Origin of the sequence: Pseudomonas sp. YuFO20 (assembly GCF_035064975.1) — a bacterium.
GTDB classification, from domain to species: domain Bacteria; phylum Pseudomonadota; class Gammaproteobacteria; order Pseudomonadales; family Pseudomonadaceae; genus Aquipseudomonas; species Aquipseudomonas putida_AE.
Genome location: NZ_JAXDEO010000026.1, coordinates 1 through 25,940 on the forward strand (window position 1 = coordinate 1; position 25,940 = coordinate 25,940).

At 60.8% G+C, this 25,940-nt stretch carries 25 protein-coding genes; 16 read left to right on the forward strand and 9 right to left on the reverse strand.

All coding sequences use genetic code 11. The features are described 5' to 3' along the window. Positions 1-278: 278 nt before the first annotated feature. On the forward strand, positions 279-1,301 hold the full coding sequence (rlmF, locus tag SOP85_RS16120; protein ID WP_323627476.1) for a 23S rRNA (adenine(1618)-N(6))-methyltransferase RlmF: 1,023 nt from the start codon (positions 279-281) through the stop codon (positions 1,299-1,301). Between the two features lie 76 nt (positions 1,302-1,377). On the opposite strand, the gene SOP85_RS16125 is transcribed toward rlmF, so the two are convergent. Beyond that, on the reverse strand, positions 1,378-1,659 hold the full coding sequence (locus SOP85_RS16125) for an HU family DNA-binding protein (RefSeq protein WP_007905514.1): 282 nt from the start codon (positions 1,657-1,659) through the stop codon (positions 1,378-1,380). Positions 1,660-2,054: 395 nt separating this feature from the next. Here SOP85_RS16125 and yejK point away from each other — a divergent pair, with 395 nt between their 5' ends. Both yejK and SOP85_RS16135 read left to right on the forward strand, forming a co-directional pair. Then, entirely contained in the window at positions 2,055-3,059 is a 1,005-nt protein-coding gene (gene yejK, locus SOP85_RS16130; protein ID WP_274074294.1) for a nucleoid-associated protein YejK, read from the forward strand. Further along, positions 3,059-3,409 (forward strand): glutaredoxin family protein, encoded by a 351-nt coding sequence (locus tag SOP85_RS16135; protein ID WP_323606902.1) that lies wholly within the window; start codon positions 3,059-3,061, stop codon positions 3,407-3,409. The genes yejK and SOP85_RS16135 overlap by 1 nt, the downstream gene beginning before the upstream one ends. A 110-nt stretch (positions 3,410-3,519) precedes the next feature. On the opposite strand, the gene SOP85_RS16140 is transcribed toward SOP85_RS16135, so the two are convergent. The 7 genes from SOP85_RS16140 to SOP85_RS16170 form a co-directional block, all read right to left on the reverse strand. Then, positions 3,520-4,455, reverse strand: a complete 936-nt coding sequence (locus SOP85_RS16140; RefSeq protein ID WP_274074292.1) for a glutathione S-transferase family protein — start codon at positions 4,453-4,455, stop codon at positions 3,520-3,522. Between the two features lie 88 nt (positions 4,456-4,543). Then, positions 4,544-4,855 carry a GIY-YIG nuclease family protein gene (locus SOP85_RS16145; protein WP_323627477.1) on the reverse strand — a complete coding sequence of 104 codons (312 nt, stop codon included), beginning with the start codon at positions 4,853-4,855 and terminating at the stop codon, positions 4,544-4,546. Between the two features lie 40 nt (positions 4,856-4,895). Continuing rightward, positions 4,896-5,366 (reverse strand): nuclear transport factor 2 family protein, encoded by a 471-nt coding sequence (locus SOP85_RS16150; RefSeq protein ID WP_274074290.1) that lies wholly within the window; start codon positions 5,364-5,366, stop codon positions 4,896-4,898. 100 nt (positions 5,367-5,466) lie between these two features. Next, positions 5,467-6,765 (reverse strand): CynX/NimT family MFS transporter, encoded by a 1,299-nt coding sequence (locus SOP85_RS16155; protein ID WP_323627478.1) that lies wholly within the window; start codon positions 6,763-6,765, stop codon positions 5,467-5,469. Continuing rightward, a complete protein-coding gene (locus SOP85_RS16160) occupies positions 6,755-7,414 on the reverse strand; it encodes a FadR/GntR family transcriptional regulator (RefSeq protein ID WP_323627479.1) in 660 nt (219 codons plus the stop codon). The genes SOP85_RS16155 and SOP85_RS16160 overlap by 11 nt, the downstream gene beginning before the upstream one ends. A 149-nt stretch (positions 7,415-7,563) precedes the next feature. After that, positions 7,564-7,905 (reverse strand): Grx4 family monothiol glutaredoxin, encoded by a 342-nt coding sequence (gene grxD / locus SOP85_RS16165; protein WP_274074287.1) that lies wholly within the window; start codon positions 7,903-7,905, stop codon positions 7,564-7,566. A gap of 97 nt (positions 7,906-8,002) precedes the next feature. Further along, entirely contained in the window at positions 8,003-10,108 is a 2,106-nt protein-coding gene (locus SOP85_RS16170; protein WP_323627480.1) for a molybdopterin oxidoreductase family protein, read from the reverse strand. 462 nt (positions 10,109-10,570) lie between these two features. Between SOP85_RS16170 and argF the strand changes: the two genes are divergently transcribed. Both argF and SOP85_RS16180 read left to right on the forward strand, forming a co-directional pair. Further along, the gene (gene argF, locus SOP85_RS16175) at positions 10,571-11,491 is read left to right on the forward strand and encodes an ornithine carbamoyltransferase (RefSeq protein ID WP_274074285.1); all 921 of its coding nucleotides are present in this window, start codon (positions 10,571-10,573) and stop codon (positions 11,489-11,491) included. Beyond that, entirely contained in the window at positions 11,488-12,597 is a 1,110-nt protein-coding gene (locus SOP85_RS16180) for an ABC transporter ATP-binding protein (RefSeq protein WP_323627481.1), read from the forward strand. The genes argF and SOP85_RS16180 overlap by 4 nt, the downstream gene beginning before the upstream one ends. A gap of 109 nt (positions 12,598-12,706) precedes the next feature. Here the strand turns inward: SOP85_RS16180 and ybaK are convergent, their stop codons facing one another. Further along, positions 12,707-13,177 (reverse strand): Cys-tRNA(Pro) deacylase, encoded by a 471-nt coding sequence (gene ybaK, locus SOP85_RS16185; protein ID WP_274074283.1) that lies wholly within the window; start codon positions 13,175-13,177, stop codon positions 12,707-12,709. Between the two features lie 341 nt (positions 13,178-13,518). Between ybaK and SOP85_RS16190 the strand changes: the two genes are divergently transcribed. The 11 genes from SOP85_RS16190 (at position 13,519) to SOP85_RS16240 (ending at position 25,937) form a co-directional block, all read left to right on the forward strand. Beyond that, positions 13,519-14,370: an MIP/aquaporin family protein gene (locus SOP85_RS16190; RefSeq protein WP_323607003.1), complete on the forward strand. Its 852-nt coding sequence runs from the start codon at positions 13,519-13,521 to the stop codon at positions 14,368-14,370. A gap of 76 nt (positions 14,371-14,446) precedes the next feature. Then, positions 14,447-15,952, forward strand: a complete 1,506-nt coding sequence (gene glpK / locus SOP85_RS16195; protein WP_323627482.1) for a glycerol kinase GlpK — start codon at positions 14,447-14,449, stop codon at positions 15,950-15,952. Between the two features lie 95 nt (positions 15,953-16,047). Then, positions 16,048-16,803: a DeoR/GlpR family transcriptional regulator gene (locus tag SOP85_RS16200; RefSeq protein ID WP_323627483.1), complete on the forward strand. Its 756-nt coding sequence runs from the start codon at positions 16,048-16,050 to the stop codon at positions 16,801-16,803. Between the two features lie 247 nt (positions 16,804-17,050). Beyond that, on the forward strand, positions 17,051-18,589 hold the full coding sequence (gene glpD / locus SOP85_RS16205) for a glycerol-3-phosphate dehydrogenase (RefSeq protein WP_323627484.1): 1,539 nt from the start codon (positions 17,051-17,053) through the stop codon (positions 18,587-18,589). Between the two features lie 358 nt (positions 18,590-18,947). Continuing rightward, positions 18,948-19,862, forward strand: a complete 915-nt coding sequence (locus SOP85_RS16210) for a glutamate/aspartate ABC transporter substrate-binding protein (protein ID WP_008056636.1) — start codon at positions 18,948-18,950, stop codon at positions 19,860-19,862. Between the two features lie 194 nt (positions 19,863-20,056). Continuing rightward, positions 20,057-20,803, forward strand: a complete 747-nt coding sequence (locus tag SOP85_RS16215) for an amino acid ABC transporter permease (RefSeq protein ID WP_274074279.1) — start codon at positions 20,057-20,059, stop codon at positions 20,801-20,803. Then, a complete protein-coding gene (locus SOP85_RS16220; protein WP_323627486.1) occupies positions 20,803-21,474 on the forward strand; it encodes an amino acid ABC transporter permease in 672 nt (223 codons plus the stop codon). The genes SOP85_RS16215 and SOP85_RS16220 overlap by 1 nt, the downstream gene beginning before the upstream one ends. Further along, positions 21,471-22,205, forward strand: coding sequence for an amino acid ABC transporter ATP-binding protein (locus SOP85_RS16225; protein ID WP_095197146.1), 735 nt, complete (start codon positions 21,471-21,473; stop codon positions 22,203-22,205). The genes SOP85_RS16220 and SOP85_RS16225 overlap by 4 nt, the downstream gene beginning before the upstream one ends. 155 nt (positions 22,206-22,360) lie before the next feature. After that, on the forward strand, positions 22,361-24,262 hold the full coding sequence (locus tag SOP85_RS16230) for a sensor histidine kinase (RefSeq protein ID WP_323627488.1): 1,902 nt from the start codon (positions 22,361-22,363) through the stop codon (positions 24,260-24,262). Then, positions 24,259-25,587, forward strand: coding sequence for a sigma-54-dependent transcriptional regulator (locus tag SOP85_RS16235; protein ID WP_274074276.1), 1,329 nt, complete (start codon positions 24,259-24,261; stop codon positions 25,585-25,587). Before SOP85_RS16230 ends, SOP85_RS16235 begins: the two co-directional genes overlap by 4 nt. A gap of 20 nt (positions 25,588-25,607) precedes the next feature. Beyond that, positions 25,608-25,937 (forward strand): GlpM family protein, encoded by a 330-nt coding sequence (locus SOP85_RS16240; RefSeq protein ID WP_180205389.1) that lies wholly within the window; start codon positions 25,608-25,610, stop codon positions 25,935-25,937. Positions 25,938-25,940: the final 3 nt, after the last annotated feature.

Here is a 25,940-nt window from a genome sequence, read left to right on the forward strand (position 1 = left end):
CCCGAGCCATCCGGCTCAAATCGCCGAAGTATCCGATCAGAAATAAAAATGCCAGTCAGCTTAACTGACTGGCATTAGGCCCTGGTGGCCTCCCTTTTTTTCTTGAACACCAAAACTCCCCTGTAGGAGCTGCCGCAGGCTGCGATCTTTTGATCTTGCTTTTAAAAACAAAATCAAAAGATCGCAGCCTGCGGCAGCTCCTACAGGGGGCACACCGATTGTGACAGGATGTGGGACAATGCCCGCCACTTTCAGCCATACCCGAATCGATCACACCCATGACCGCCCCCCGCACACCCAGACCTGCGCGCAAGAAGCCCGAACCCGCGACCCCGGCCAAGACCGTCGAGCCGCGTGAAAAGGCCAGCCTGCACCCGCGCAATCGCCACCAGGGTCGCTACGACTTCCCGGCACTGATCAAGAGCACGCCGGAGCTGGCGAAGTTCGTGATCATCAACCCGTACGGCAAGGAAAGCATCGACTTCGCCAGCCCGGACGCGGTGCGGGTGTTCAACCGGGCGCTGCTCAAGGCGTTCTACGGCATCGCCCACTGGGACATTCCCGCAGACTACCTGTGCCCGCCGGTGCCGGGTCGTGCGGACTATGTGCACTTTCTCGCCGACCTGTTGGCCAGCATCAATGACGGCGTCATCCCCCGCGGTGCGGCGGTGAAGGTGCTGGACGTGGGCATGGGCGCGAACTGCGTGTACCCGTTGATCGGTCACAGCGACTACCGCTGGCAGTTCCTTGGCTCGGAGATCGACGCCACCGCCATTGCCGCCGCCAAGGCCATCATCCAGTCCAACGGCTTGAGCAAGGCCATCCAGGTTCGCCAGCAGGGCAACCGCAAGCATATTCTGCTGGGTCTGCTGGAGAGCGCCGAGCGCTTTGACCTGACGATGTGCAACCCACCGTTCCACGCGTCGCTGGAGGAAGCCACCCGGGGCAGCAGCCGTAAATGGCGCGCGTTGGGCAAGGCCGATCCGAAACGCAAACTGCCGGTGCTGAATTTCGGCGGTCAGGCGGCGGAATTGTGGTGCGAAGGCGGCGAGGCGCGGTTCGTCACGCAACTGATCAGCGAAAGCGCGCAGGTGGGCCAGCAGGTGTTGTGGTTCAGCACCCTGGTGTCGAAGGCCTCGAACCTGCCGGCGATTCAGACCGCCCTGAAGAAGGCCGGTGCCCTGCAAAGCCAGGTGGTGGAAATGTCCCAGGGTCAGAAGCAGAGCCGATTCGTCGCCTGGACCTTCAAGACCCCCTCCGAACAGCAGGTATGGCGCGAACGTTGGGCGCAGAAAAGCTGAGCCACTGCCTGGTAAATCGCGGACACAAAAAAACCGTGCCCGGATCGCTCCGGCGCACGGTTTTTTTTAACAAGTCTTACTTGTTAACAGCGTCGGTCAGGCCTTTGGCCACAACCAGCTTGATCACTTTCTTGGCAGCGATTTCGATGGCAGCGCCAGTCGAAGGGTTACGGCCAGTACGGGCAGGACGCTCAGTCACTTTCAGTTTGCCGATACCTGGAAGAGTGATTTCGCCGCCGTTTTCCAGCTGATCGGCAACGATTTGGCCCAGTTGGTCCAGAGCGTTACGCGCGGTGGTTTTCGGCGCGTCGATAGCTTCAGCGATGTCGGCGATCAGTTGGTCTTTAGTAAGAGCCATGTAGTGTTCCTTCCCTATCAAATTCATATGGATTGCAGAGTGCAGTGTCAGCCATCGAGCCCGATCTTCTGGATCTGGCACCCTCGGTTGAATAACCACGGGATCGGGGTTATAGATTCCGAAATCAGGGTTTGGTTCGACCTGACAAATGCTGAATGCACGCTTAACGCAGTGACTACGCGTAAGACCGGGCAAAACTAGCACAGAGACGGGGAAATATCCGCCTCTAGCTACCCAATTGGTCAGCTTTATTGCTCTAAATCGGGAAAAAAACGCATAAGCACCACCGGTCGCCCTGGAAATGCCCTTCGCACCGCGCCAAATCCAGTGGTTGCGGTACACTGGGCGCTTTTTCGGGGAGCGCGCCCTCCCGTCTTCAATCAGCCGAGAAGCCCATGCCGATCCGTCATTGCATCGTCCACCTGATCGACAAAAAACCCGACGGCACACCAGCAGTTCTGCACGCTCGCGACTCCGAGCTGGCCGAGTCGAGCGCCATCGAGAACATGCTTGCCGACCTCAACGAAAGTTACAACGCGAAACAAGGCAAGGCCTGGGGTTTCTTCCATGCTGAATCCGGGGCGCATCCGTTCAGCGGCTGGCTGAAGGAGTACTTCGAGGGCGGCAAGGATTTCACCGCCTTCAGTCGCGTGGCGGTGGAGCACCTGCAAAAACTGATGGAAGAGTCCAACCTCTCGGTCGGCGGCCACGTCCTGTTCGCCCACTACCAGCAAGGCATGACCGATTACCTGGCCATCGCCCTGCTGCACCACAGTGAAGGCGTTGCGGTGACCGAACAGCTGGACGTGACCCCGTCCCGGCACCTGGATCTGGGTCAATTACACCTGGCGGCACGGATCAACGTGTCCGAGTGGCAGAACAACAAGCAGTCCAAACAGTACATTTCGTTCATCAAGGGCAAGAACGGCAAAAAAGTCTCGGAGTATTTCCGCGACTTCATCGGTTGCCAGGAAGGCGTCGACGGCCCCGGCGAAACCCGCACCCTGCTCAAGGCCTTCAGTGACTTCGTCGAAAGCGAAGACCTGCCCGAAGACGACGCTCGCGAAAAAACCAAGACCCTGGTGGACTACGCCAGCAGCCAGGCCAAGCTCGGCGAGCCCATGGGCCTGGAAGAGTTGTCCGGGTTGATCGACGAAGAACGCCCGAAAGCCTTCTACGACCACATCCGCAACAAGGACTACGGCCTGTCGCCGGAGATCCCGGCCGATAAACGCACCCTGAACCAGTTCCGCCGCTTCACCGGCCGTGCCGAAGGCCTGTCCATCAGCTTCGAGGCGCACCTGCTGGGCTCGAAGATCGAGTACGACGAAGAAGCTGGCACCCTGATCATCAAGGGCCTGCCGACCTCGCTCACCGACCAGCTCAAGCGCCGCAACTGATGCTGGGCAGCGTACTGAAGAAATGCCTGCTGATCCTGCTGGTGGTCGTGGTCTATCAGAACTGGGGCAAGATCGAGCGGGTGTTCAACCCTTCGCAAGTGGTGTCCGAGCAGACCCAAGCCAAGGCCAACGTCGTGCTCTACGCCACCGAGTGGTGCGGCTACTGCAAGCTGACCCGGCGCTTTCTCGATCAGAAGGGTATCCCTTACAAGGAGTTTGATATCGAGAAGGATGCCGAGGCGCGCGAGGCCTATCAGGCGTTGGGTGGCGGTGGGATTCCGATCATCGATGTGAACGGGACGTTGATTCGCGGGTATGACCCGGATGCGATTCTGGCAGCCTTGAAATGACCTGTAGGAGCTGGCTTGCCAGCGAATGCGGTGGTTCAGCCGGTACATTTGTCGACTGAACCACCGTCTTCGCTGGCAAGCCAGCTCCTACAAGGTCGTGTATGGCGGGGTTATTGTGCTTCGATGCGGAAACCGAATCGCGGAACGTGCACATGCACCACGCCGCTGCGCTCGTCTTCTCGACGCACAATCAATTCCTCGCTGCCAGCGAACATCAGCTTACCCGAGACAGGATCGACGCCGTAGTCAGTGGCGGCGATCACCACTTGCTGCCCCACCTTGAAACCATTCGGATCTTCGAACGCTTCATCCGGCAATGCAGCAGGCGTCGCATCGCGGGCCACGCTCAGCGCTTCCTCGGAAGTCATGTCACTCGGCGCACCGTGGCCAAACCCCAGCACCCGCGCCAACCACGCCGAGACCGCCGGATAGTTATCCACAAGCGGCGAGGTCACGGGCGTTGCCTTGAGGAACCACAGCGGGTGAGCCATGGCAAAGTCGGCAATCGACGGCTCGCCGAACAGGTAGTCCCCCTCTTCGCGCTGCAGCTGCTGCTCCAGGCGCGCCATGATCGTCGGCCATTGGTGCCTGGCCTGCTCGGCGGACAAGCGGGTGGCACTGCCGCCACTGAACAGGCCCGCGCGGTCGGCGATGAACGCCTTGATCGCTTCCGGCGGCATATTGCCGAAACGCACCGCTATCGATTCCGGCTGGAACACCAGGCTGACCGCATGCTGGAACACCACCGAATCGGCCCACGCCGCGAAGGACGCGGCGATCATTTCCTGCCCCTCGGGGAAGAACGCCGGCAGGGTTTTTTCCTGCTCAAGGCGACGGGCGATCATGGCGGTGTCGCAATAGATGTCCGCACCGATCTGCAACACCGGAGTCTTGCGATAACCACCGGTCAAGGCGGTGAGATCGGGCTTGGGCATCACGGGCGAGATCGTCACCGAGCGCCAGGACAACCCCTTGAAACCCAGGAGCAGCCGGGCTTTTTCGGCGAAAGGGGACGTCGGGTAATGATGCAGAATCAACTCGGACATGCTCGGCTCCGCCGCAGGAATCAGGAGTCCGCAGCTTAGCGCGCATTCGCAGGGCAGCCTACAGGTCCACCTGATGGGAACTTATCAGTCAGATTGATAAGCCGGCGGCGGCGCTGGCCACCAGGCATTCCTTCGCGCTTTTCCTGAGTTTCTTGATCAGCCGCTCCTGGCGCAGCGCTTCGCTTTTGTCGCGGCAGAGTTCGGTATAGACCAGCGCTACGGCCGGGCTGGAGAGAAAAAAGCGCGCGCCCTTGCCGCTCTGGTGAGCGGCGAAGCGGCGCACAGGATCGTCACTGATCCCGCAGTAGAGCGAGCCGTTGGCCGCCCGCACGAGGTAGACGAACCAGGGTTTGCTCACCGGTGAATCGGCGTCGGGAGGATTTTCGCTGAGGGTGGTCACGGCACGATCGAGGCTTGAAAGGAAACAAGCCGCGATCTTATCAGCGACTGGCCTGGAATGCCTTCAGCCCCTTTCGGGCCTGCGCGCGGACGGCGTTGCGCACCAGCGGACTCCAACCCAGCAGCAGGCCTTTGAAACCCAGCGCCTGACGCGACCACTTCCACAAATCAAAGTGATCGTGATGCTCGCAAATCTTGCCGTCGCGAAAGACGAATCGTGCCTGGATATCGTTGACCACGGTGTTGCCAGTCTGGCTGAACAGGTACGTCGCCACCCAATGAGCAGCACCGGTGCGCTCATCTGCACGAACGTCATCGAAGGTCAGGGAAAAATCCTTGGCCCGGGTGGTCAGCATCCGCCACATATCACCCGCGTCGCGCCCGCGAAGCTCGCCGAACGCCGGATCACTGAACACCACGTCATCGGTATAGCAGGCGCTCATGGCCTCGGCATCCAGCCGTTGGAAGGCTTGGTAGAACTGGGTGATCAATGCGCTGTGGGCATCACTCATGGGCAGGCTCCGTTCAATCGATGGATGGCCTGCACGATAGTCTGCAAATACGCCGAACACTATCGGCATTCGCCAGGCGAATACCGACAGTGCGCAGGGGTCAGACCTTTTCGCTTTCGACTTGTACGTACAGTGCGCGCCCGGCACCGAGGCCGGCGATGATCGCACCCAGGCCGATGACGCCGAAGATCCAGCCCACGGCGTTCCAGCCACCGGTCCAGTCGTGCACGATGCCGACCGCGAATGGCCCCATCGACGCCAGGGTGTAACCGAAGCCCTGAGCCATGCTCGACAGGTTCGCCGCCACATGGGAGTCCCGCGAGCGCAGCACGATAAGGGTCAACGCCAGGCTGAACGTGGCGCCCTGCCCCAGGCCCAACACGATCGCCCAACCCCACAGGCCTTCGATCGGCGCGTACAGGCAACCGAACAGACCACCCAGGGTCAGCGCCATGACGATCACGATCGCCAGGCGCTGGTCCTTGCCGCGCGTCGCCAGCCAGGGCGCGGCGAGGGAGCTAACCAACTGAACGATCACCGAACCCGAGAGCACCAGGCCGGCCTGGGTCGGGGTCAGGCCACGACCGATCAGGATCGACGGCAACCAGCCGAACACGATGTAGGCCAGGGACGATTGCAGGCCCATGTACAAGGTCACTTGCCAGGCCAGCGGGTCGCGCAGCAGGCCGCGAACCCGATAGGCCACGTTGTGCGCGCCGTGTTTCTGCCCGACCTGGGGCAACCAGAAAAGCGCCGCGACCAGCGCGGGAATCACCCAGAAACCGAGCCCCATTGCCCAGCTCTTGTCGAAGTGTTCGCTCAGCGGCACCGTCGCGCCCGCCGCCATGGCCGCACCGAGGCACAGGGCCATGGTGTAGACACCGGTCATGGTCCCGGCCTGTTTGGCGAAGTCACGCTTGACGATGCCAGGCAGCAATACACCGATCACACCGATGCTGGCGCCGGCCAGTACGCTGCCGGCGAACAGGCCGATCTCGCCAAAGGAACTGCGCAGGATGATCCCGCCCGCCAGGGTCAGGAGAATGCCCAGCACCACCCGCTCCGCACCGAAACGACGCGCCAGCACTGGCGCCAGCGGCGCGAACAGGCCGAGGCAGAGCACCGGCAAGGTGGTCAGCAACCCGGCCTGCGACGCCGACAGACCCAGGCTTTTCGATACTTCGCTGAGCATCGGCGCCATGCTCGACAGCGCCGGGCGCAGGTTCAGCGCCACCAGGATCAATCCCAGCAGCAATAGCCACGGCCGAACCAGGAGCGGCTGGGTTTGCTGGACCTGTTCGTCATCGGCCTCAGCGTCGATCAGCAACTCTTCCAGCTCTGCCGTGCGCTTGGGGGATGGGAGATCTCTGGACATGGTGTTCTCGGTTTCAAGGTTCATTGATCAACTGCCTCGACAGGGCTTTGGCCCGTTCCGGGTCGCGTTGCTCCACGGCATCGAGCAATTCGACGTGCAGGTCGAAGACCTCCTGGCGCCGTGGCGTGATGTTCAGGCAGTGGCGCAATTGCTCGCCGACAACGCTGGAGAAATAGCGATACAGCTCGCTGAGGGTCGGGTTGTGCGCGGCGTCCACCAGGCGGCGGTGGAACACCAGGTCACAGGCAATGTAGGTATCGAGATCGCCGTGATAGTGGCTGCCGCTGACGCCCAGTGCCTCGCGCAATGCCACCAGGTCCTCATCGGTACGACGCAGGGCGGCCAGCCCGATGGCCTCGACTTCGAGGATGTGCCGGGTTTCCCGCGCCTGCTCGAGCGAGCAGCGGGACAGCGCCTTGAGGGTGTCCAGCGGGTCGACCAGGGCCCGCAGGTAACTGCCGTCGCCCTGGCGAATCTCGATCAACCCGGAAAACGCCAGCACCCGCATGGCTTCGCGCACCGTGTTGCGGCTGATACCCAGTTCGGCGGACAGCTCGGGTTCGGTCGGCAGGCGCTGCCCCACCGCCCAGGCGCCCTGGTTGATGCGAAAGCGCAACTGCTCCAGGGCCTGATCGACCAGGGAACGTTTAACTAACGGAGAAATGTCTGACATAGGATTCGCCCTGTCATCCAATCATAGGATGAATTTTCTGACATGTTAGTCAGCTTCATCCAATAGGACAACCCTCCCCGCTCCCACAATTTGCAGGCGAAAAAAAACCCTTCACGAATAACCGTGAAGGGTTTTTCGATGCCCGAGTATCAGGCTTCGGTCTTGGCTGCCGCAGCTTTGGCCGCCGCGTCCTTGATCAGGGACTGCAGCGAACCGTCAGCGGACATCTCAGTCATGATGTCGCTACCGCCGACCAGCTCGCCCGCTACCCACAGTTGCGGGAAGGTTGGCCAATTGGCGTATTTAGGCAGGTTGGCGCGGATTTCCGGGTTCTGCAGGATATCCACGTACGCAAATTTTTCGCCACACGCCATCACGGCCTGCGATGCTTTCGCGGAGAAGCCGCACTGCGGGGCATTCGGCGAGCCTTTCATGTAAAGCAGAATGGTGTTGTTGGCAATCTGCTCTTTAATCGTTTCGATGATATCCATGGAGCACCTCGGCTGAACTTTCCGACTCATGGGTCGGCACGGTGGCGCATTGTAACGGAAAGCCGAGCGCCCTGCTCGGTCTCTCCGTCAGATGCGATCAGGCCGCTACCACGGTCACCGGCACACCGTTCAACGCCGCGTTACCCGACAATTCATCGAGCTGACACTCGTCGGTCAGGTCATTGGCGCTGGAACCCGGCTGGCCGCTGGCGATGCTCATTTGCACCCCCGGCCGCGCGTGGCCCCAACCGTGCGGAAGGCTGACCACTCCTTTCATCATATCCAGGCTGGCCAGGACTTCCACCTCGATGACCCCGACCCGCGAACTGACCCGCACCCGCTGCCCGTCGGTGAGCCCGCGACTGGCCAGGTCCTCTGGATGCATCAACAACTGATGACGCGGCTTGCCCTTCACCAGACGGTGATAGTTATGCATCCACGAGTTGTTGCTGCGCACATGTCGCCGGCCGATCATCAACAACTCATCGGTGGTCGGCGCCTGCAATGCTGCGAAGCGCGCCAGGTCGGCGATTATGGCGCCAGGGGCTGCCTGGATTCGCTGGTTGGCGGTTTTCAGCCGGGACGCCAGGTTGGATTTCAGCGCGCCCAAGTCAATCCCATGAGGATAATCGAACAGAGTGGCCAGCGACAGCTTGTGCGGCGACGCATCGCCGTACGGCCCCATGCGCAGACCGCGGTCGATCATCTGCGCCGGGGCGATGGTGGGCTTCAACTCCTTGCCCGTCCTGATCGCGAACGCCTTGGCCAAGCCGACAAAAATCTCCCAGTCGTGCAAGGCGCCTTCAGGCTTGGGCAGGATGGCGCGATTGAAACGGCTGACGTTGCGCACCGCGAACATATTGAAAGTGGTGTCGTAATGATCGTTTTCCAGCGCCGAGGTGGACGGCAGGATCAGGTCGGCATAACGCGTGGTTTCATTGATGTACAGGTCAATGCTGACCATGAACTCCAGGCCGTCCAGCGCCTGTTCCAGCTGGCGGCCATTGGGAGTGGACAACACCGGGTTGCCCGCCACGGTGATCAACGCGCGAACCTGCCCTTCGCCTTCAGTCAGCATCTCTTCGGCCAAGGCCGACACCGGCAGTTCACCGCCATACTCAGGACGCCCGGACACCCGGCTCTGCCACAGATTGAAATGCCCGCCCGAGGTCGAGGCCACCAGATCCACCGCCGGCTCGGTGCACAAGGCACCACCGACGCGGTCGAGGTTGCCGGTGACCAGGTTGATCAACTGCACCAGCCAATGGCACAGCGTGCCGAACGCCTGGGTCGAGACGCCCATGCGGCCGTAGCAAACCGCGCTCGGCGCTGCGGCAAAATCCCGGGCCAACTGGCGGATCTGCTCCGCAGGCACCGCGCACAATGGACTCATGGCTTCGGCACTGAAACCTGCCACGGCTTCGCGTACCTCATCCAGACCGTCCACCGGCAAATGACTGGCGCGGGCCAGGCCTTCGGCGAACAAGGTATTGAGCAAACCGAACAAAAGCGCCGCATCGCCACCGGGACGCACGAACAGATGCTGGTCGGCGATCGCCGCCGTTTCGCTGCGACGCGGGTCGACCACCACCACTTTGCCGCCCCGGGCCTGGATCGCCTTCAAGCGTTTTTCCACATCCGGCACGGTCATGATGCTGCCGTTGGAGGCCAGCGGGTTGCCGCCGAGAATCAGCATGAAGTCGGTGTGATCGATGTCCGGTATTGGCAACAGCAGACCGTGGCCGTACATCAAGTGACTGGTCAGGTGATGGGGTAACTGATCGACCGACGTCGCAGAAAACCGGTTGCGGGTTTTCAGCAGGCCAAGAAAGTAATTGCTGTGGGTCATCAACCCATAGTTGTGCACGCTGGGGTTGCCCTGGTAAACCGCCACCGCATTTTGCCCGTGGCGCTCCTGAATCGCCGCCAGGCGTTCGGCCACAAGGTCGAAGGCGGCGTCCCACTCGATCGGCTGCCATTCGCTGCCCACCCGCAGCATCGGTCGATGCAGGCGATCCGGATCGTTCTGGATGTCTTGCAGGGCCACCGCCTTGGGGCAGATATGGCCGCGGCTAAACGTATCCTGGGAGTCGCCCTTGATCGAGGTGATCTGCAGGTGGCCTTCGAGCTCAGTGGTTTCGATGGTCAGGCCGCAGATGGCTTCACACAAATGGCACGCACGGTGATGGAGAGTCTTGGTCATGGCCAGTCTCTGTCTTGTTCTGGGCGGGCAATAGCGACCGCGGGAACAAAACTATGGCGCCTGCCCTGCCACCGCGCCAGCGACGTTCGTCTTGTGAATCGGCGGCCATCAGGCCTGCCGATAACCGCCGGCAATCAGCTCGACGGCAGTCCTGGCGGCACCTGGAAACCGACTGTCCCAACACCATTACCGTCCCGCTTGTTTGCAAACCTCCACGGCGCCGGTGTACAAATGCCTGGCTGCAGTCAGGAAACAGGCTTCAAAAGCGCTATCGCGGTCACCCCATAGCCCCTCCGAATCCCCTAAAAACCGTAGCCCTATTGGTAAGACGCGACATTTAATTATAAGATCGCGCCTTCCCCTATTTCGTCGCCCCGTGCGGCTTACGCCGCAGGTCTCGCCCGTTGTTCCGTTAAACAAGGCTTTGAGCATCTGCGGTTTGTAGCAAAAAGGTAGTCAATGATGAGCGCAAGGCACTTTCTCTCCCTGATGGATTGCACGCCCGAAGAGCTGGTCAGCGTGATCCGTCGAGGCGTTGAGCTCAAAGACCTGCGTAACCGCGGCGTACTGTTCGAGCCCTTGAAAAACCGCGTGCTCGGGATGATTTTCGAAAAGTCCTCGACCCGCACCCGAATTTCCTTCGAAGCCGGCATGATCCAGCTCGGTGGCCAGGCGATCTTCCTGTCGCCTCGCGATACCCAGCTGGGCCGTGGCGAGCCGATCGGCGACTGCGCGATCGTCATGTCGAGCATGCTCGACGCCGTGATGATCCGCACCTTTGCCCACAGCAACCTGACCGAATTCGCCGCCAACTCCCGCGTGCCGGTGATAAACGGCCTGTCCGACGACCTGCACCCGTGCCAGTTGCTGGCAGACATGCAGACGTTCCTCGAACACCGTGGCTCGATCCAGGGCAAGACCGTGGCCTGGATCGGCGACGGCAACAACATGTGCAACAGCTATATAGAAGCGGCGATCCAGTTCGACTTCCAGTTGCGCGTTGCCTGCCCGGAAGGCTATGAACCTAATCCAGAATTTGTGGCCAAGGCCGGCGATCGAGTCACCATCGTTCGCGATCCGAAGGAAGCCGTGCGGGGTGCACACCTGGTGAGCACCGACGTCTGGACCTCCATGGGCCAGGAAGAGGAAACCGCCAAGCGCCTTCAGCTGTTCGCCCCGTATCAGGTCAACTGCGCCCTGCTCGACCTGGCCGCTGACGACGTGCTGTTCATGCACTGCCTGCCAGCACACCGTGGCGAGGAAATCAGCGTCGACCTGCTCGATGACAAACGCTCGGTGGCCTGGGATCAAGCCGAAAACCGTCTGCATGCGCAAAAAGCCCTGCTCGAGTTCCTCGTCGAACCGGCGTACCACCACGCATGAGCCAGCCATTACTGCTCAACCTGCGCAACCTCGCCTGCGGCTATCAAGACCAGCGCGTGGTGCAAAACCTCAACCTGCACCTGAACGCCGGCGACATCGGTTGCCTGCTGGGCTCTTCAGGATGCGGCAAGACCACCACCCTGCGCGCCATCGCCGGCTTCGAACCGGTGCACGAAGGGGATATCCAGCTGGCGGGCGAGACCATCTCCAGTGCCGGTTTCACCCTCGCGCCGGAGAAACGCCGGATCGGCATGGTGTTCCAGGATTACGCGCTATTCCCGCATTTGACCGTGGCCGACAACATCGCCTTCGGCATTCGCAAACATCCGAACAAGGATCGCGTCACCGAAGAACTGCTCGAGTTGGTCAACCTGAAAAACCTCGGCAAGCGCTACCCCCACGAGCTTTCCGGTGGCCAGCAGCAACGGGTCGCCCTGGCGCGTGCATTGGCGCCCGAACCGCAATTGCTGCTGCTGGACGAACCCTTCTCCAACCTCGACGGTGAATTGCGCCGCAAGCTCAGCCACGAGGTGCGCGACATTCTCAAGGCCCGCGGCACCAGTGCGATCCTGGTGACCCACGATCAGGAAGAAGCCTTCGCAGTCAGCGATCATGTCGGCGTGTTCAAGGAAGGCCGGCTGGAGCAGTGGGATACGCCCTACAACCTCTATCACGAACCGCTGACGCCCTATGTGGCCAGCTTCATCGGCCAGGGTTACTTCATCCGCGGTCAGCTGAGCAGCCCGGAGTCGGTGCAGACGGAGCTCGGAGAATTGCGCGGCAACCGTGCCTACACCTGGCCGGTCGGCGGTGCGGTGGATGTCTTGCTGCGTCCGGACGATATCGTTTATGCGCCCGACAGTGCCTTGAAGGCGCGGATTGTCGGCAAGTCTTTCCAGGGCGCCTCGACGCTTTATCGCCTGCAAATGCCGACTGGCGCGCAACTGGAATCGATCTTCCCGAGCCATGTCGATCATCTGGTCGGCGCAGAGGTCGGCATTCGTGTCGCGGCGGAACACCTGGTGCTGTTCCAGGCGTCCGGCAGCATGGCGGCGCAGATTCCGACGGTTGATTCAGGGGTGCGGCGCTACAGCCCTGCGCACTGATCCCCCCTGTAGGAGCGAGCTTGCTCGCGATGGTGGTCAACGATAACGAGGGCTGCCTGAATGCACGCGGTGCCCTGACGTCCATCGCGAGCAAGCTCGCTCCTACAGTTCAAGCACGGCCAATCTCGGCAAATTTCGCCTGGGTATGCTCCGCCAGCACCGCCGGTGCCAGTTCGACTTCCAGCCCCCGCCGTCCCGCACTGACAAAGATGCTCGCCAATGGCTGAGCCGAACTGTCGATAAAGGTGCGCAAGCGCTTCTTCTGCCCCAGCGGGCTGATACCCCCCAATAGATAACCGGTGGAGCGCTGGGCCGCCGCAGGGTCGGCCATTTCGACTTTCTTCACCCCGGCCGCATGCGCCAGCCCCTTCAAGTCCAGGCTTCCGCCAACCGGCACCACCGCCACCAGCAACTCGCCTTTCTCACTGGCCGCCAGCAGGGTCTTGAACACCTGCGCCGGGTCCAGTCCGAGCTTCTCCGCGGCTTCCAAGCCATAGGAAGCCGCCTTCGGGTCATGTTCATAACTGTGCACGCGGTGTTCGGCCCGAACCTTTTTCAGCAAATCCAATGCGGGTGTCATGACAGCTCCAGACTGGGTGGCAGTGGAAAAATCCTGCGCCGGATTCTAAGACATTGATCCAAAAAAGGCTCTATCGCCGAACCGTTGCAAAAAAGCGCCCCGGCCACTCGCTGACGCGGTCATTCACACAACTTATAGATTATTTGTGACCGACGGTTCACTTTCGACCTTTGACAGCAGCGTTTCTTGTCTATATTTTTTCGTTTCTGAATCTGAATGAAAAGTCCTACCGCAGTGCCCAGCTGTAAAACGGGAACAGGATGGGGATCCTGCCTCAATCAAGAACGCGCTTTGACCCTGCTGGAATGAAAGCGTCAGACAAGAAAAACAATGAGGTTTCAATGACAACTGCTTTACAACAACCGTCACTCTCGAGCCAATGCATGGCCGAGTTCCTGGGAACTGCGCTGCTGATCTTCTTCGGCACTGGGTGCGTTGCCGCGCTCAAGGTCGCGGGTGCCAGCTTTGGCCTGTGGGAAATCAGCATTATCTGGGGTGTCGGCGTGAGCATGGCGATCTATTTGACCGCAGGGGTTTCCGGCGCTCATCTGAACCCTGCCGTGAGCATCGCGCTGAGCATTTTTGCCGACTTCGAAAAGCGCAAACTGCCTTTTTATATCATCGCCCAGGTGGCTGGCGCCTTTTGCGGCGCCTTGCTGGTGTACACGCTGTACAGCAACCTATTCTTCGATTTCGAACAAACTCACCAAATGGTTCGCGGCTCCGCAGCCAGCCTTGAGTTGGCGTCGGTGTTTTCCACATTCCCTAACCCAAGCCTGTCCACCGCCCAGGCATTCCTGGTCGAAGTGATCATCACCGCCATCCTGATGGGCGTGATCATGTCGCTGACCGATGATAACAATGGCCTGCCCAATGGCCCGCTGGCACCGATCCTGATCGGTCTGCTGATTGCGGTGATTGGCAGTTCGATGGGGCCACTGACCGGTTTCGCGATGAACCCGGCACGGGACTTCGGCCCTAAACTGATGACTTTCTTCGCCGGCTGGGGTGAAATTTCCTTCACTGGCGGCCGCGATATTCCGTACTTCCTGGTTCCGGTATTTGCACCGATTGTCGGTGCCTGCCTGGGGGCTGCCGCCTACCGCGGCTTGATTGCCCGTCACCTGCCTGACGCCGCACCTGCTACAAAGGATGCAACACCAGCCATTGACGGCAAGCCCAGAACCTCTTGATACCCTTGGCGCGCGACCCTGCCCCTTTTGCTCGCGCGCCAGGCTTCACTCCCCTATTTCGTCCAAGGCAATCGACATGACCGACACTCAGAACAAGAACTACATCATTGCCCTCGATCAGGGTACGACCAGCTCGCGCGCGATCATTTTCGATCGCGACGCCAACGTGGTCTGCACCGCCCAGCGCGAGTTCGCGCAGCATTATCCGCAAGCCGGCTGGGTCGAACATGACCCGATGGAAATCTTCGCCACCCAGAGTGCGGTGATGGTCGAAGCCCTGGCGCAAGCGGGACTGCACCACGACCAAGTCGCGGCCATCGGCATCACCAACCAGCGTGAAACCACCGTGGTCTGGGACAAGAACACCGGCCGACCGATCTACAACGCGATCGTCTGGCAATGCCGACGCAGCACCGAGATTTGCCAGCAGCTCAAACGCGATGGCCACGAGCAATACATCAGCGACACCACGGGCCTGGTCACCGACCCGTACTTCTCCGGCACCAAGCTCAAGTGGATTCTCGACAACGTCGAAGGCAGCCGCGAACGCGCGCGCAACGGCGAGCTGTTGTTCGGCACCGTCGACAGCTGGCTGATCTGGAAATTTACCGGCGGCAAGGTGCACGTCACCGACTACACCAACGCCTCGCGCACCATGCTCTTCAACATCCACACCCTGGAGTGGGATGCGAAGATGCTGGAAGTGCTGGATATCCCGCGGGAAATGCTGCCGCAAGTGAAGTCGTCGTCGGAAATCTACGGTCACACCAAAAGCGGCATCGCCATAGGTGGTATCGCCGGCGACCAACAGGCCGCGCTGTTCGGTCAGATGTGTGTCGAGGCCGGGCAGGCGAAAAACACCTACGGCACCGGTTGCTTCCTGTTGATGAACACCGGTGACAAAGCCGTGAAATCCAACCACGGCATGCTCACCACCATCGCCTGCGGCCCCCGTGGCGAAGTCGCTTACGCGCTGGAAGGCGCAGTGTTCAACGGCGGCTCCACCGTGCAATGGCTGCGCGACGAGTTGAAGATCATCAACGATGCCCACGACACCGAATACTTCGCCAACAAGGTCAAGGACAGCAACGGCGTGTATCTGGTGCCGGCCTTCACCGGCCTCGGCGCGCCGTACTGGGACCCCTATGCCCGTGGCGCGCTGTTCGGCCTGACCCGCGGCGTGCGCGTCGATCACATCATCCGCGCCGCGCTGGAGTCGATTGCCTACCAGACTCGCGACGTGCTCGATGCGATGCAACAGGACTCCGGCGAACGCCTCAAGGCCCTGCGTGTGGACGGCGGCGCGGTGGCGAACAATTTCCTGATGCAGTTCCAGGCCGACATCCTCGGCACTCAGGTCGAGCGCCCGCAGATGCGCGAAACCACGGCACTCGGCGCCGCTTACCTGGCGGGCCTGGCCTGCGGTTTCTGGGGCAGCCTGGACGAATTGCGTGGCAAGGCAGTGATCGAGCGCAAGTTCGAGCCGACGCTGGATGAAACGGCGAAGGAAAAACTCTACGCAGGGTGGAAAAAAGCGGTCAGCCGCACCCGCGATTGGGCGGCGGAAGACGAAGCTGAATAAACCGCGATACAGGCTCGTATCTGTATGTAACTGGTAGGGAGCAGATTCCTGCGGCATCATGGGCAAATTTTGCACGGCAGCCCAAAGGACGCCCCATGAATCTGCCTCCCCGTCAGCAGCAAATCCTCGAACTGGTCCGTGAACGCGGTTATGTCAGCATCGAGGAAATGGCCACGCTGTTCGTTGTTACCCCGCAGACCATCCGCCGCGATATCAATCAACTGGCGGAAGCCAATCTGTTGCGCCGCTACCACGGTGGCGCGGCTTACGATTCCAGTGTTGAAAACACCGCCTACGCCATGCGCGCCGATCAGATGCGCGATGAGAAACAGCGCATCGGCGAAGCCATCGCCGCGCAGATCCCCGACCACGCCTCGCTGTTCATCAATATCGGAACCACCACCGAATCCATTGCCCGCGCCCTGCTCAACCACAATCACCTGAAGATCATCACCAACAACCTGCATGTGGCTTCGATGCTCAGCGCCAAGGACGACTTCGACGTGCTGCTGACCGGGGGCAATGTGCGGCGTGACGGCGGTGTGGTCGGCCAGGCCAGCGTCGACTTCATCAACCAGTTCAAGGTCGACTTTGCCCTGGTCGGAATCAGCGGCATCGACGAAGACGGCAGCCTGCTGGATTTCGATTATCAGGAAGTGCGGGTCTCCCAGGCGATCATCGCCAACGCCCGCAAGGTGATTCTCGCCGCCGACTCCAGCAAGTTCGGGCGCAACGCCATGATCCGCCTGGGACCGATCAGCCTGATCGATTATCTGGTCACCGACCAGGAGCCGGTGCCGGCGCTGACCCAGTTGTTGCATCAGCACAAGATTCGACTCGAAGTCGTTTAACCCTTCTCAACATCAAAAGATCGCAGCCTTCGGCAGCTCCTACAGGTTTTGCATATCCCTGTAGGAGCTGCCGAAGGCTGCGATCTTTGCTTTTATGTTCGAATATTTTCCTTTAACCGCCCTTCGATCAGTTTTTTCAATCGAATGCGACTGGCTGTGGGCGTCTTTATGGGCTAAGATTTTCGCAAATGAACATTAATGTTCGAATTCAAATACAGAAAATCAAAGAATTCCGAGGCCTTAGCCGATGCCCACTACTACCTTGCCTACGCCGCCTCTCGCCGAGGTCTACGATATCGCCGTCATCGGTGGCGGCATCAATGGCGTAGGGATCGCGGCAGATGCCGCCGGTCGCGGCCTTTCGGTGTTCCTTTGCGAAAAGGATGATCTGGCCAGCCACACCTCGTCGGCCAGCAGCAAGCTGATCCACGGCGGCCTGCGCTACCTCGAACATTACGAATTCCGCCTGGTGCGCGAAGCGCTGGCCGAGCGCGAAGTGCTGCTGGCCAAGGCCCCGCACATCGTCAAGCCGATGCGCTTCGTGTTGCCCCATCGCCCGCACCTGCGCCCGGCCTGGATGATCCGCGCAGGCCTGTTCCTTTATGACAACCTGGGCAAACGTGAAAAACTGGCCGGCTCAAAGAGCCTGAAGTTCGGCCCGGACAGTGCGCTGAAAAGCGAAATCACCAAAGGTTTCGAATACTCCGACTGCTGGGTCGACGATGCGCGCCTGGTGGTACTGAACGCCATGGCAGCCCGGGAAAACGGCGCCCACGTCCACACCCAGACCCGCTGCGTAAGCGCGCGTCGCACCAAAGGCCTGTGGCACCTGCACCTGGAACGCGCCGATGGCAGCCTGTTTTCGATCCGCGCCAAGGCGCTGGTGAATGCAGCCGGCCCCTGGGTCGCCAAGTTCATTCGCGACGACCTGAAAATGGAATCACCGTACGGCATCCGCCTGATCCAGGGCAGTCACCTGATCGTGCCGAAACTGTACGAAGGCGATCACGCGCACATCCTGCAAAACGAAGATCAGCGCATCGTCTTCACCATTCCGTACCTCAATCACTTCACCCTGATCGGCACCACCGACCGTGAGTACACCGGCGATCCGGCCAAAGTGGCGATCACCGAGGCGGAAACCGAGTACCTGCTGCAAGTGGTCAACGCCCACTTCAAGAAGCAGATCAGCCGCGACGATGTCGTGCACAACTATTCCGGCGTTCGTCCGCTGTGCAACGACGAGTCCGACAACCCGTCCGCCGTCACCCGCGACTACACCCTGGCGCTGTCGGGCAGCGGCGAGGAAGCGCCCCTGCTGTCGGTGTTCGGCGGCAAGCTGACCACTTACCGCAAGCTGGCCGAATCGGCGCTGGCGCAACTGGCCCCGCACTTCCCGCAGATCAAGCCAGGCTGGACCGCCACCGCCACCCTGCCGGGCGGCGAAGACATGAGCACACCGCAGGCACTGAGCTCGCTGATCCGCGACAAGTATGACTGGATCCCCAGCGAAATCTCGCGCCGCTGGGCCACCACCTACGGCAGTCGCACCTGGCGCATGCTCGAAGGCGTACAAAGCCTCAATGACATGGGCGAACACATTGGCGGCGGCCTCTACACCCGTGAGGTCGATTACCTGTGCAGCGAAGAGTGGGCGACCAGCGCCCACGACATTCTGTGGCGTCGCAGCAAACTCGGTTTGTTCACCACTCCTGAGCAGCAGCAGAGGCTCGCGGATTACCTGAGCAAGGTCGAGCAGAACCGCAGCAAGATCGAAGCGGCCTGATTTCCCCTCCTTTGTAGAGCCCGGCTTGCCGGCGAAGGCGTCCTCAAGACTTGCGCCAGTCTGTCGGGCGCCTTCGCCGGCAAGCCGGGCTCCTACACATGCGCATTCGGTTTTCCGAACGCGACTTGGTGGTCGATTCGGTAAACCGGATTTCTTCTGCCCCAAAATGCCCTCCATAAAAATTTAATCTCCTTATAAATCAACAAAATATGTCCTACTGCCTGGCCTGGCACGAGTCATGCTCTACACTCTTGGACGAATGCCTGTTGCGCCAACACTTCAGGAGCCGTCAGGCATTCGAAGCACAAAAGGGCCGAAGAACTGGCTCCATAAAAAAAACAAAGTCGAGGAAAATTTGATGCGCATCGTTCCCCATATCCTGGGCGCAGCCATTGCTGCCGCTCTGATCAGCACGCCAGTTTTCGCCGCCGAACTCACCGGCACCCTGAAGAAGATCAAAGAGTCCGGTGTCATCACCCTCGGGCATCGTGACGCTTCCATTCCTTTCTCCTACATCGCGGACGCCTCCGGCAAACCGGTCGGCTACTCCCACGACATCCAGCTGAAAGTCGTCGAAGCCCTGAAAAAAGACCTGGACCTGCCGAACCTGCAGGTCAAGTACAACCTGGTCACCTCGCAAACCCGTATCCCGCTGGTGCAGAACGGCACCGTGGACCTCGAGTGCGGTTCGACCACCAACAACGTCGAACGCCAGCAGCAGGTTGACTTCTCCGTCGGTATCTTCGAAATCGGTACTCGCCTGCTGTCCAAGGCAGATTCCAAGTACAAGGATTTCCCGGACCTGGCCGGCAAGAACGTCGTGACCACCGCCGGCACCACGTCCGAGCGCATCCTCAAGGCGATGAACGCCGACAAGCAGATGGGCATGAACGTCATCTCCGCCAAAGACCATGGCGAATCGTTCCAGATGCTGGAAACCGGCCGTGCCGTGGCCTTCATGATGGACGACGCCCTGCTGGCCGGTGAAGCGGCCAAGGCCAAGAAGGCCAGTGACTGGGCCGTGACCGGCACTCCACAGTCCTACGAAATCTACGGCTGCATGGTGCGCAAAGGCGACGAGCCGTTCAAAAAGGCCGTGGATGACGCCATCAAGGCCACCTACGCGTCGGGCGAGATCAACAAGATCTACGAAAAATGGTTCATGCAGCCAATTCCGCCAAAGAACCTGAACCTGAACTTCCCGATGAGCGACGAGCTCAAGGCCCTGATCGCCAATCCGACCGATAAAGCGGCTGACGACAAGAAATCCTGATTTCTGACTAACCTTATCTCCTGGGAGGGCCCTGGCCCTTTCAGGAGGTGGTCACTTCCTGCTGGCATTTTTGGGAAACACTCGAACCGGTGGCTGTCGAGCCGGGAGCGTGTGCCTGATCGTAAAGATCAGGCGGGAACGGAGCTTCCCCCAAGCGGGTACCTGTACATCGATCGATCTGAGGGGAGACCCTAATGAATTACAACTGGGACTGGAGCGTGTTCTTCAAGTCCACCGGCGTGGGCAGCGAGACGTATCTCGACTGGTACGTGTCCGGTCTGGCCTGGACCATCGGCATCGCCATCGCGGCCTGGATCATTGCCCTGACACTGGGTTCGATCCTGGGTGTCATGCGTACCGTGCCGAACCGCATCGTATCGGGCATCGCCACCTGCTACGTCGAACTCTTTCGTAACGTGCCGCTGCTGGTTCAGCTGTTCATCTGGTACTTCCTGGTACCCGACCTGCTGCCAGCCGACCTGCAGGAGTGGTACAAGCAGGACTTGAATCCGACCACCTCGGCCTTCCTCAGCGTCGTCGTGTGCCTGGGCCTGTTCACCACCGCACGGGTTTGCGAACAGGTGCGCACCGGTATCCAGGCGCTGCCCCGCGGCCAGGAATCCGCTGCCCGCGCCATGGGCTTCAAGTTGCCGCAGATCTACTGGAACGTGCTGCTGCCCCAGGCCTACCGGATCATCATTCCGCCGCTCACCTCGGAATTCCTGAACGTCTTCAAGAACACCTCCGTGGCCTCGCTGATCGGTCTGATGGAGCTGCTCGCGCAGACCAAACAGACCGCCGAGTTCTCCGCGAACCTGTTCGAAGCCTTCACCCTGGCCACGCTGATCTACTTCACCCTGAACATGAGCCTGATGTTGCTGATGCGCCTGGTCGAGAAGAAAGTCGCCGTGCCTGGCCTGATTTCCGTAGGGGGTAAATGATGGAATTCGACTTCTCGGGCATCGTCCCGGCCATTCCCGGCCTGTGGAACGGCATGATCATGACCCTCAAACTGATGGTCATGGGCGTGATCGGCGGGATCATCCTCGGCACCATCCTGGCGTTGATGCGCCTGTCCCACAGCAAACTGCTGTCGAACATTGCCGGTGCCTACGTCAACTATTTCCGCTCGATCCCGTTGCTGCTGGTGATCACCTGGTTCTACCTGGCGGTGCCGTTCGTGCTGCGCTGGATCACTGGCGAAGACACCCCGATCGGCGCGTTCACCTCCTGCATCGTGGCGTTCATGATGTTCGAAGCGGCGTACTTCTGCGAAATCGTCCGCGCCGGTGTGCAGTCGATTCCCAAGGGGCAGATGGGTGCCGCCCAGGCGCTGGGCATGAGCTATGGCCAGATGATGCGCCTGATCATCCTGCCGCAGGCGTTCCGCAAGATGACCCCGCTGTTGCTGCAGCAGAGCATCATCCTGTTCCAGGACACCTCGCTGGTGTACGCCGTCGGCCTGGTGGATTTCCTCAATGCTTCGCGCGCCAGTGGCGACATCATTGGCCGCTCCAATGAGTTCCTGATCTTCGCAGGTCTCGTGTACTTCATCATCAGCTTTGCCGCCTCGCAGCTGGTCAAGCGTCTGCAAAAAAGGTTCGCCGTATGATCTCTATCAAAAACATCAACAAGTGGTATGGGGACTTCCAGGTGCTGACTGATTGCAGCACCGAGGTCAAGAAAGGCGAAGTGATCGTGGTGTGCGGGCCGTCCGGTTCCGGCAAATCGACCCTGATCAAGTGCGTCAATGCCCTGGAACCGTTCCAGAAAGGCGACATCGTGGTCGACGGTACGTCCATCGCCGACCCGAAGACCAACCTGCCGAAACTGCGTTCGCGGGTGGGCATGGTGTTCCAGCATTTCGAATTGTTCCCGCACCTGACCATCACTGAAAACCTGACCATCGCGCAGATCAAGGTGTTGGGCCGCAGCAAGGAAGAGGCCACCAAGAAAGGCCTGCAACTGCTCGAACGTGTCGGCCTCTCAGCGCACGCCCACAAGCACCCGGGCCAACTGTCCGGTGGTCAGCAGCAGCGCGTGGCGATTGCCCGTGCGCTGGCGATGGACCCGATCGTCATGCTGTTCGACGAACCGACTTCGGCGCTGGACCCGGAAATGGTCAACGAAGTGCTGGACGTGATGGTGCAACTGGCCCACGAAGGCATGACCATGATGTGCGTGACCCACGAAATGGGCTTCGCCCGCAAAGTGGCCGACCGCGTGATCTTCATGGACCAGGGCAAGATCATCGAAGACTGCAAGAAAGAGGAGTTCTTCGGCGACATCAGCCACCGTGCCGAGCGTACGCAGCACTTCCTCAACAAGATTCTGCAACACTAAGAAAACACCGTTCCCCTGTAGGAGCTGGCTTGCCAGCGAAGGCGGTGTCCAGACGAACTCTGGTATCCGGGCTAACGCTTTCGCCGGCAAGCCGGCTCCTACAGGGGGCGGGGCAAGGTTTGGATTTGTGTTGTGGTTGACCCAAGGCATCTGTGATGAAATGCGACCCCACTCTCTATCGCGCCACGTCGCCATCACTCGCCGTGAAACCCCGCCTGATTCGCCATCTGTTCCTGCCGCCGCTGATCATCGCGCTGATGATCGGACTGGGTTATATCGGCTTCTGGACCAGTGAACACTATGGCATCCGCAGCCTCGGCGAAAACGGCCAGCGCCAGCTGGAACTGCACGCCCGCGCCGTCGAAAGCGAGATCAGCAAGTACACCTACCTGCCCAGCCTGCTGGAACTCGAAACCAGTGTTTCCAGGCTGCTGGCCGACCCGACGCCGGAACACCGGCAGACCGTCAACGATTACCTCGAAGGCCTGAACCGGCGCAGCCGCAGCCGGGCCATCTACGTGATGGACACCACCGGCCGTGTCATGGCCACCAGCAACTGGCGCGATGTCGACAGTTACCTGGGCGAAGACCTGTCCTTCCGTGCCTATTTCCAGAACGCCGTACGCGGCCAGCCCGGACGCTTCTATGGCATCGGCAGCACCAACGGCGAACCCGGTTACTATCTGGCCCATGGCTTGGAAGAACACGGCAAGATCATTGGCGTCGCGGTGGTCAAGGTGCGCCTCGAAGCCATGGAAGAACGCTGGCAGCGCGCGCGCCTGGAAGCCTTCGTCAGCGACGAGAACGGCATCATCATTCTCTCCAGCGATCCGGCGCGACGCCTCAAGTCAGTGGTGCCGCTGAGCGAAGACACCAAGGAAAAGCTCGCCCGCAGTCTCCAGTACTACTGGTTTCCGCTGAACGAATTGCAACCGCTGGCCCGGGAAACCCTGTCCGAGGGCGTGGAAAAACTCACCTTCCCCGCCAACAGCGAACTGGTCTCCGATGATGAAAACATCAGCTACCTGTCGCAAACCCGGCCCTTGAGCGATACACCGTGGAATTTCACCCTGCTCACGCCACTCCAGGATTTGCGCCGAGAAGCGATCAACCAGGGGATTCTGGTCGCCGTGGCATTTGCCCTGGTGGCGTTCCTGCTCATTGCCTGGAACGAGCGGCGCAAGGTGATCGCCACCCGCCTGGCCGCCCGGGAAGCCTTGCAGGAAGCCAACAATCAACTGGAGCGTCGGATTACCGAACGCACCACCGACCTGCGCGCCAGCAACGAACGGCTCAAGGGTCAGATCCGCGAACGCCGCCAAGCCGAAGAGACGCTGCGCCGTGCTCAGGATGAACTGGTGCAGGCTGGAAAACTCGCGGCGATCGGGCAGATGTCCACCAGCATCGCCCACGAATTGAACCAGCCGTTGGCGGCGTTGCGCACCCTGTCCGGCAACACCGTGCGTTTTCTCGAGCGCGGTCAGCTTGACGTGGCCAGCACCAACCTCAAGACCATCAACGAATTGATCGACCGCATGGGCCGGATCACCGCCAGCCTGCGCTCCTTCGCCCGGCGCGGTGACGACAAGGGCCAGGCCTGTCTCGGCAAAGCCGTGGACGCCGCCTTGCAATTGCTCGGCGGGCGCGTGGAAAGCGCCCATCTGCAATTGCATCGGCACTTCGACGATGTGCAGGTGCGGATCGACCAGACCCGCCTCGAGCAAATCCTGGTCAACCTGATCGGCAATGCCCTGGACGCCATGCAGGCGCAACCGCAGCCGGAGCTGTGGCTCGAAGGCGAAGTATTCGATGGTAAATATCGGCTGCGCGTACGGGACAATGGCCACGGCATCGATGCCGAAGCGCGCAAGCACCTGTTCGAACCGTTTTTCACCACAAAGCCCGGCGAACAAGGCCTGGGCCTCGGCCTGACACTCTCCGCGAGCCTGGCCGCCGCCACTGGCGGTCACCTGGGTGTCGAGCACCCGGCCAGCGGTGGTACCGCTTTCGTCCTCAGTTTACCGTTGGTAAGCCCCACTCCCGCTGAGCCAATATGAACAACGACCTTAGTGTATTGATCGTCGAAGACGACCCCCATGTGCTGCTCGGCTGCCAACAGGCGCTGACCCTGGAAGACATTCCCTGCATCGGTGTCGGCAGCGCCGAGGAAGCCCTGGAACGGGTCGGCGACAACTTCGCCGGCATCGTCATCAGTGACATTCGCCTGCCGGGCATCGATGGCCTGGAACTGCTGAACCGACTCAAGGCCCGCGATCGCAGCCTGCCAGTCGTGCTGATTACCGGTCACGGCGACATTTCCATGGCCGTCGGCGCCATGCAGAAAGGCGCCTACGACTTCATGGAGAAACCCTTCTCGCCCGAACGCCTGGTGGATGTCGCCCGTCGAGCCCTGGAGCAACGCAGCCTGGCACGGGAAGTCTCGTCGTTGCGCCGGCAACTGGCCGAGCGCGATTCCCTCGAAGGGCGGATCATCGGCCGCTCGCCGGCCATGCAGAACCTGCGCGAACTGATCGCCAATGTCGCCGATACTTCAGCCAACGTGCTGATCGAGGGCGAGACCGGCACCGGCAAGGAACTGGTCGCGCGCTGCCTGCACGACTTCAGTCGTCGCCACACCCGGCAATTCGTCGCGCTCAACTGCGGCGGCCTGCCGGAAAACCTCTTCGAAAGCGAGATCTTCGGCCACGAAGCCAACGCCTTCACCGGCGCCGGCAAACGGCGGATCGGCAAGATCGAACACGCCGACGGCGGCACGCTGTTCCTCGACGAAGTGGAAAGCATGCCCCTGCCCCTGCAGATCAAACTGTTGCGGGTGTTGCAGGAGCGCACCCTCGAACGTCTCGGCTCGAACCAGAGCGTGGCGGTGGACTGCCGGGTGATCGCGGCCACCAAATCCGATCTCGACCAGTCGAGCAAGGCCGGTGAATTTCGCAGCGACCTGTATTACCGCCTCAACGTGGTGACCCTGGAACTGCCGCCCCTGCGCGAGCGCCGCGAAGACATCCTGCAATTGTTCGAATACTTCTTGCAGCAGTCGTCGTTGCGCTTCGACCGCGCCGCGCCGGAACTCGACAACCAGACCCTGTCAAACCTGATGAGCCACGACTGGCCGGGCAACGTGCGCGAACTGCGCAACGTCGCCGAGCGCTTTGCCCTGGGCCTGCCGGCGTTCAAGAAACCCGGTGCGGGCGGCAGCGCCCAAGGCCTGGCCTTCGCCGAAGCGGTGGAGGCCTTCGAGCGCAACCTGCTGAGCGACGCCCTGCAACGCAGCGGCGGCAACCTGACCCAGGCCAGCCTGGAACTGGGCATGGCCAAGACCACGCTGTTCGACAAAGTGAAAAAGTACGGCCTGAGCCATTAAGCGAGACCTGTGTGGACCTGATACTCAAAGCAACCCTGGGCGCGGCGGTGGTGGTGATCCTCGCCGCCCTGGCCAAGACCCGGAACTATTACATCGCCGGGCTTGTGCCGCTGTTCCCGACCTTTGCCCTCATCGCCCATTACATCGTCGGCAAGGGCCGTTCGCTGGATGACCTGAAGACCACCATCGTGTTTGGCATGTGGTCGATCATTCCGTACTTCATCTACCTGGCGACCCTGTATGTGATGGTCGATCGAATGCGCCTCGAGGCGTCGCTGGCCGTCGCGGCCGTGGCGTGGTTGATCGCGGCGACGGCATTGGTCAGCGTCTGGGTTCGCCTGCACGGCTGATCC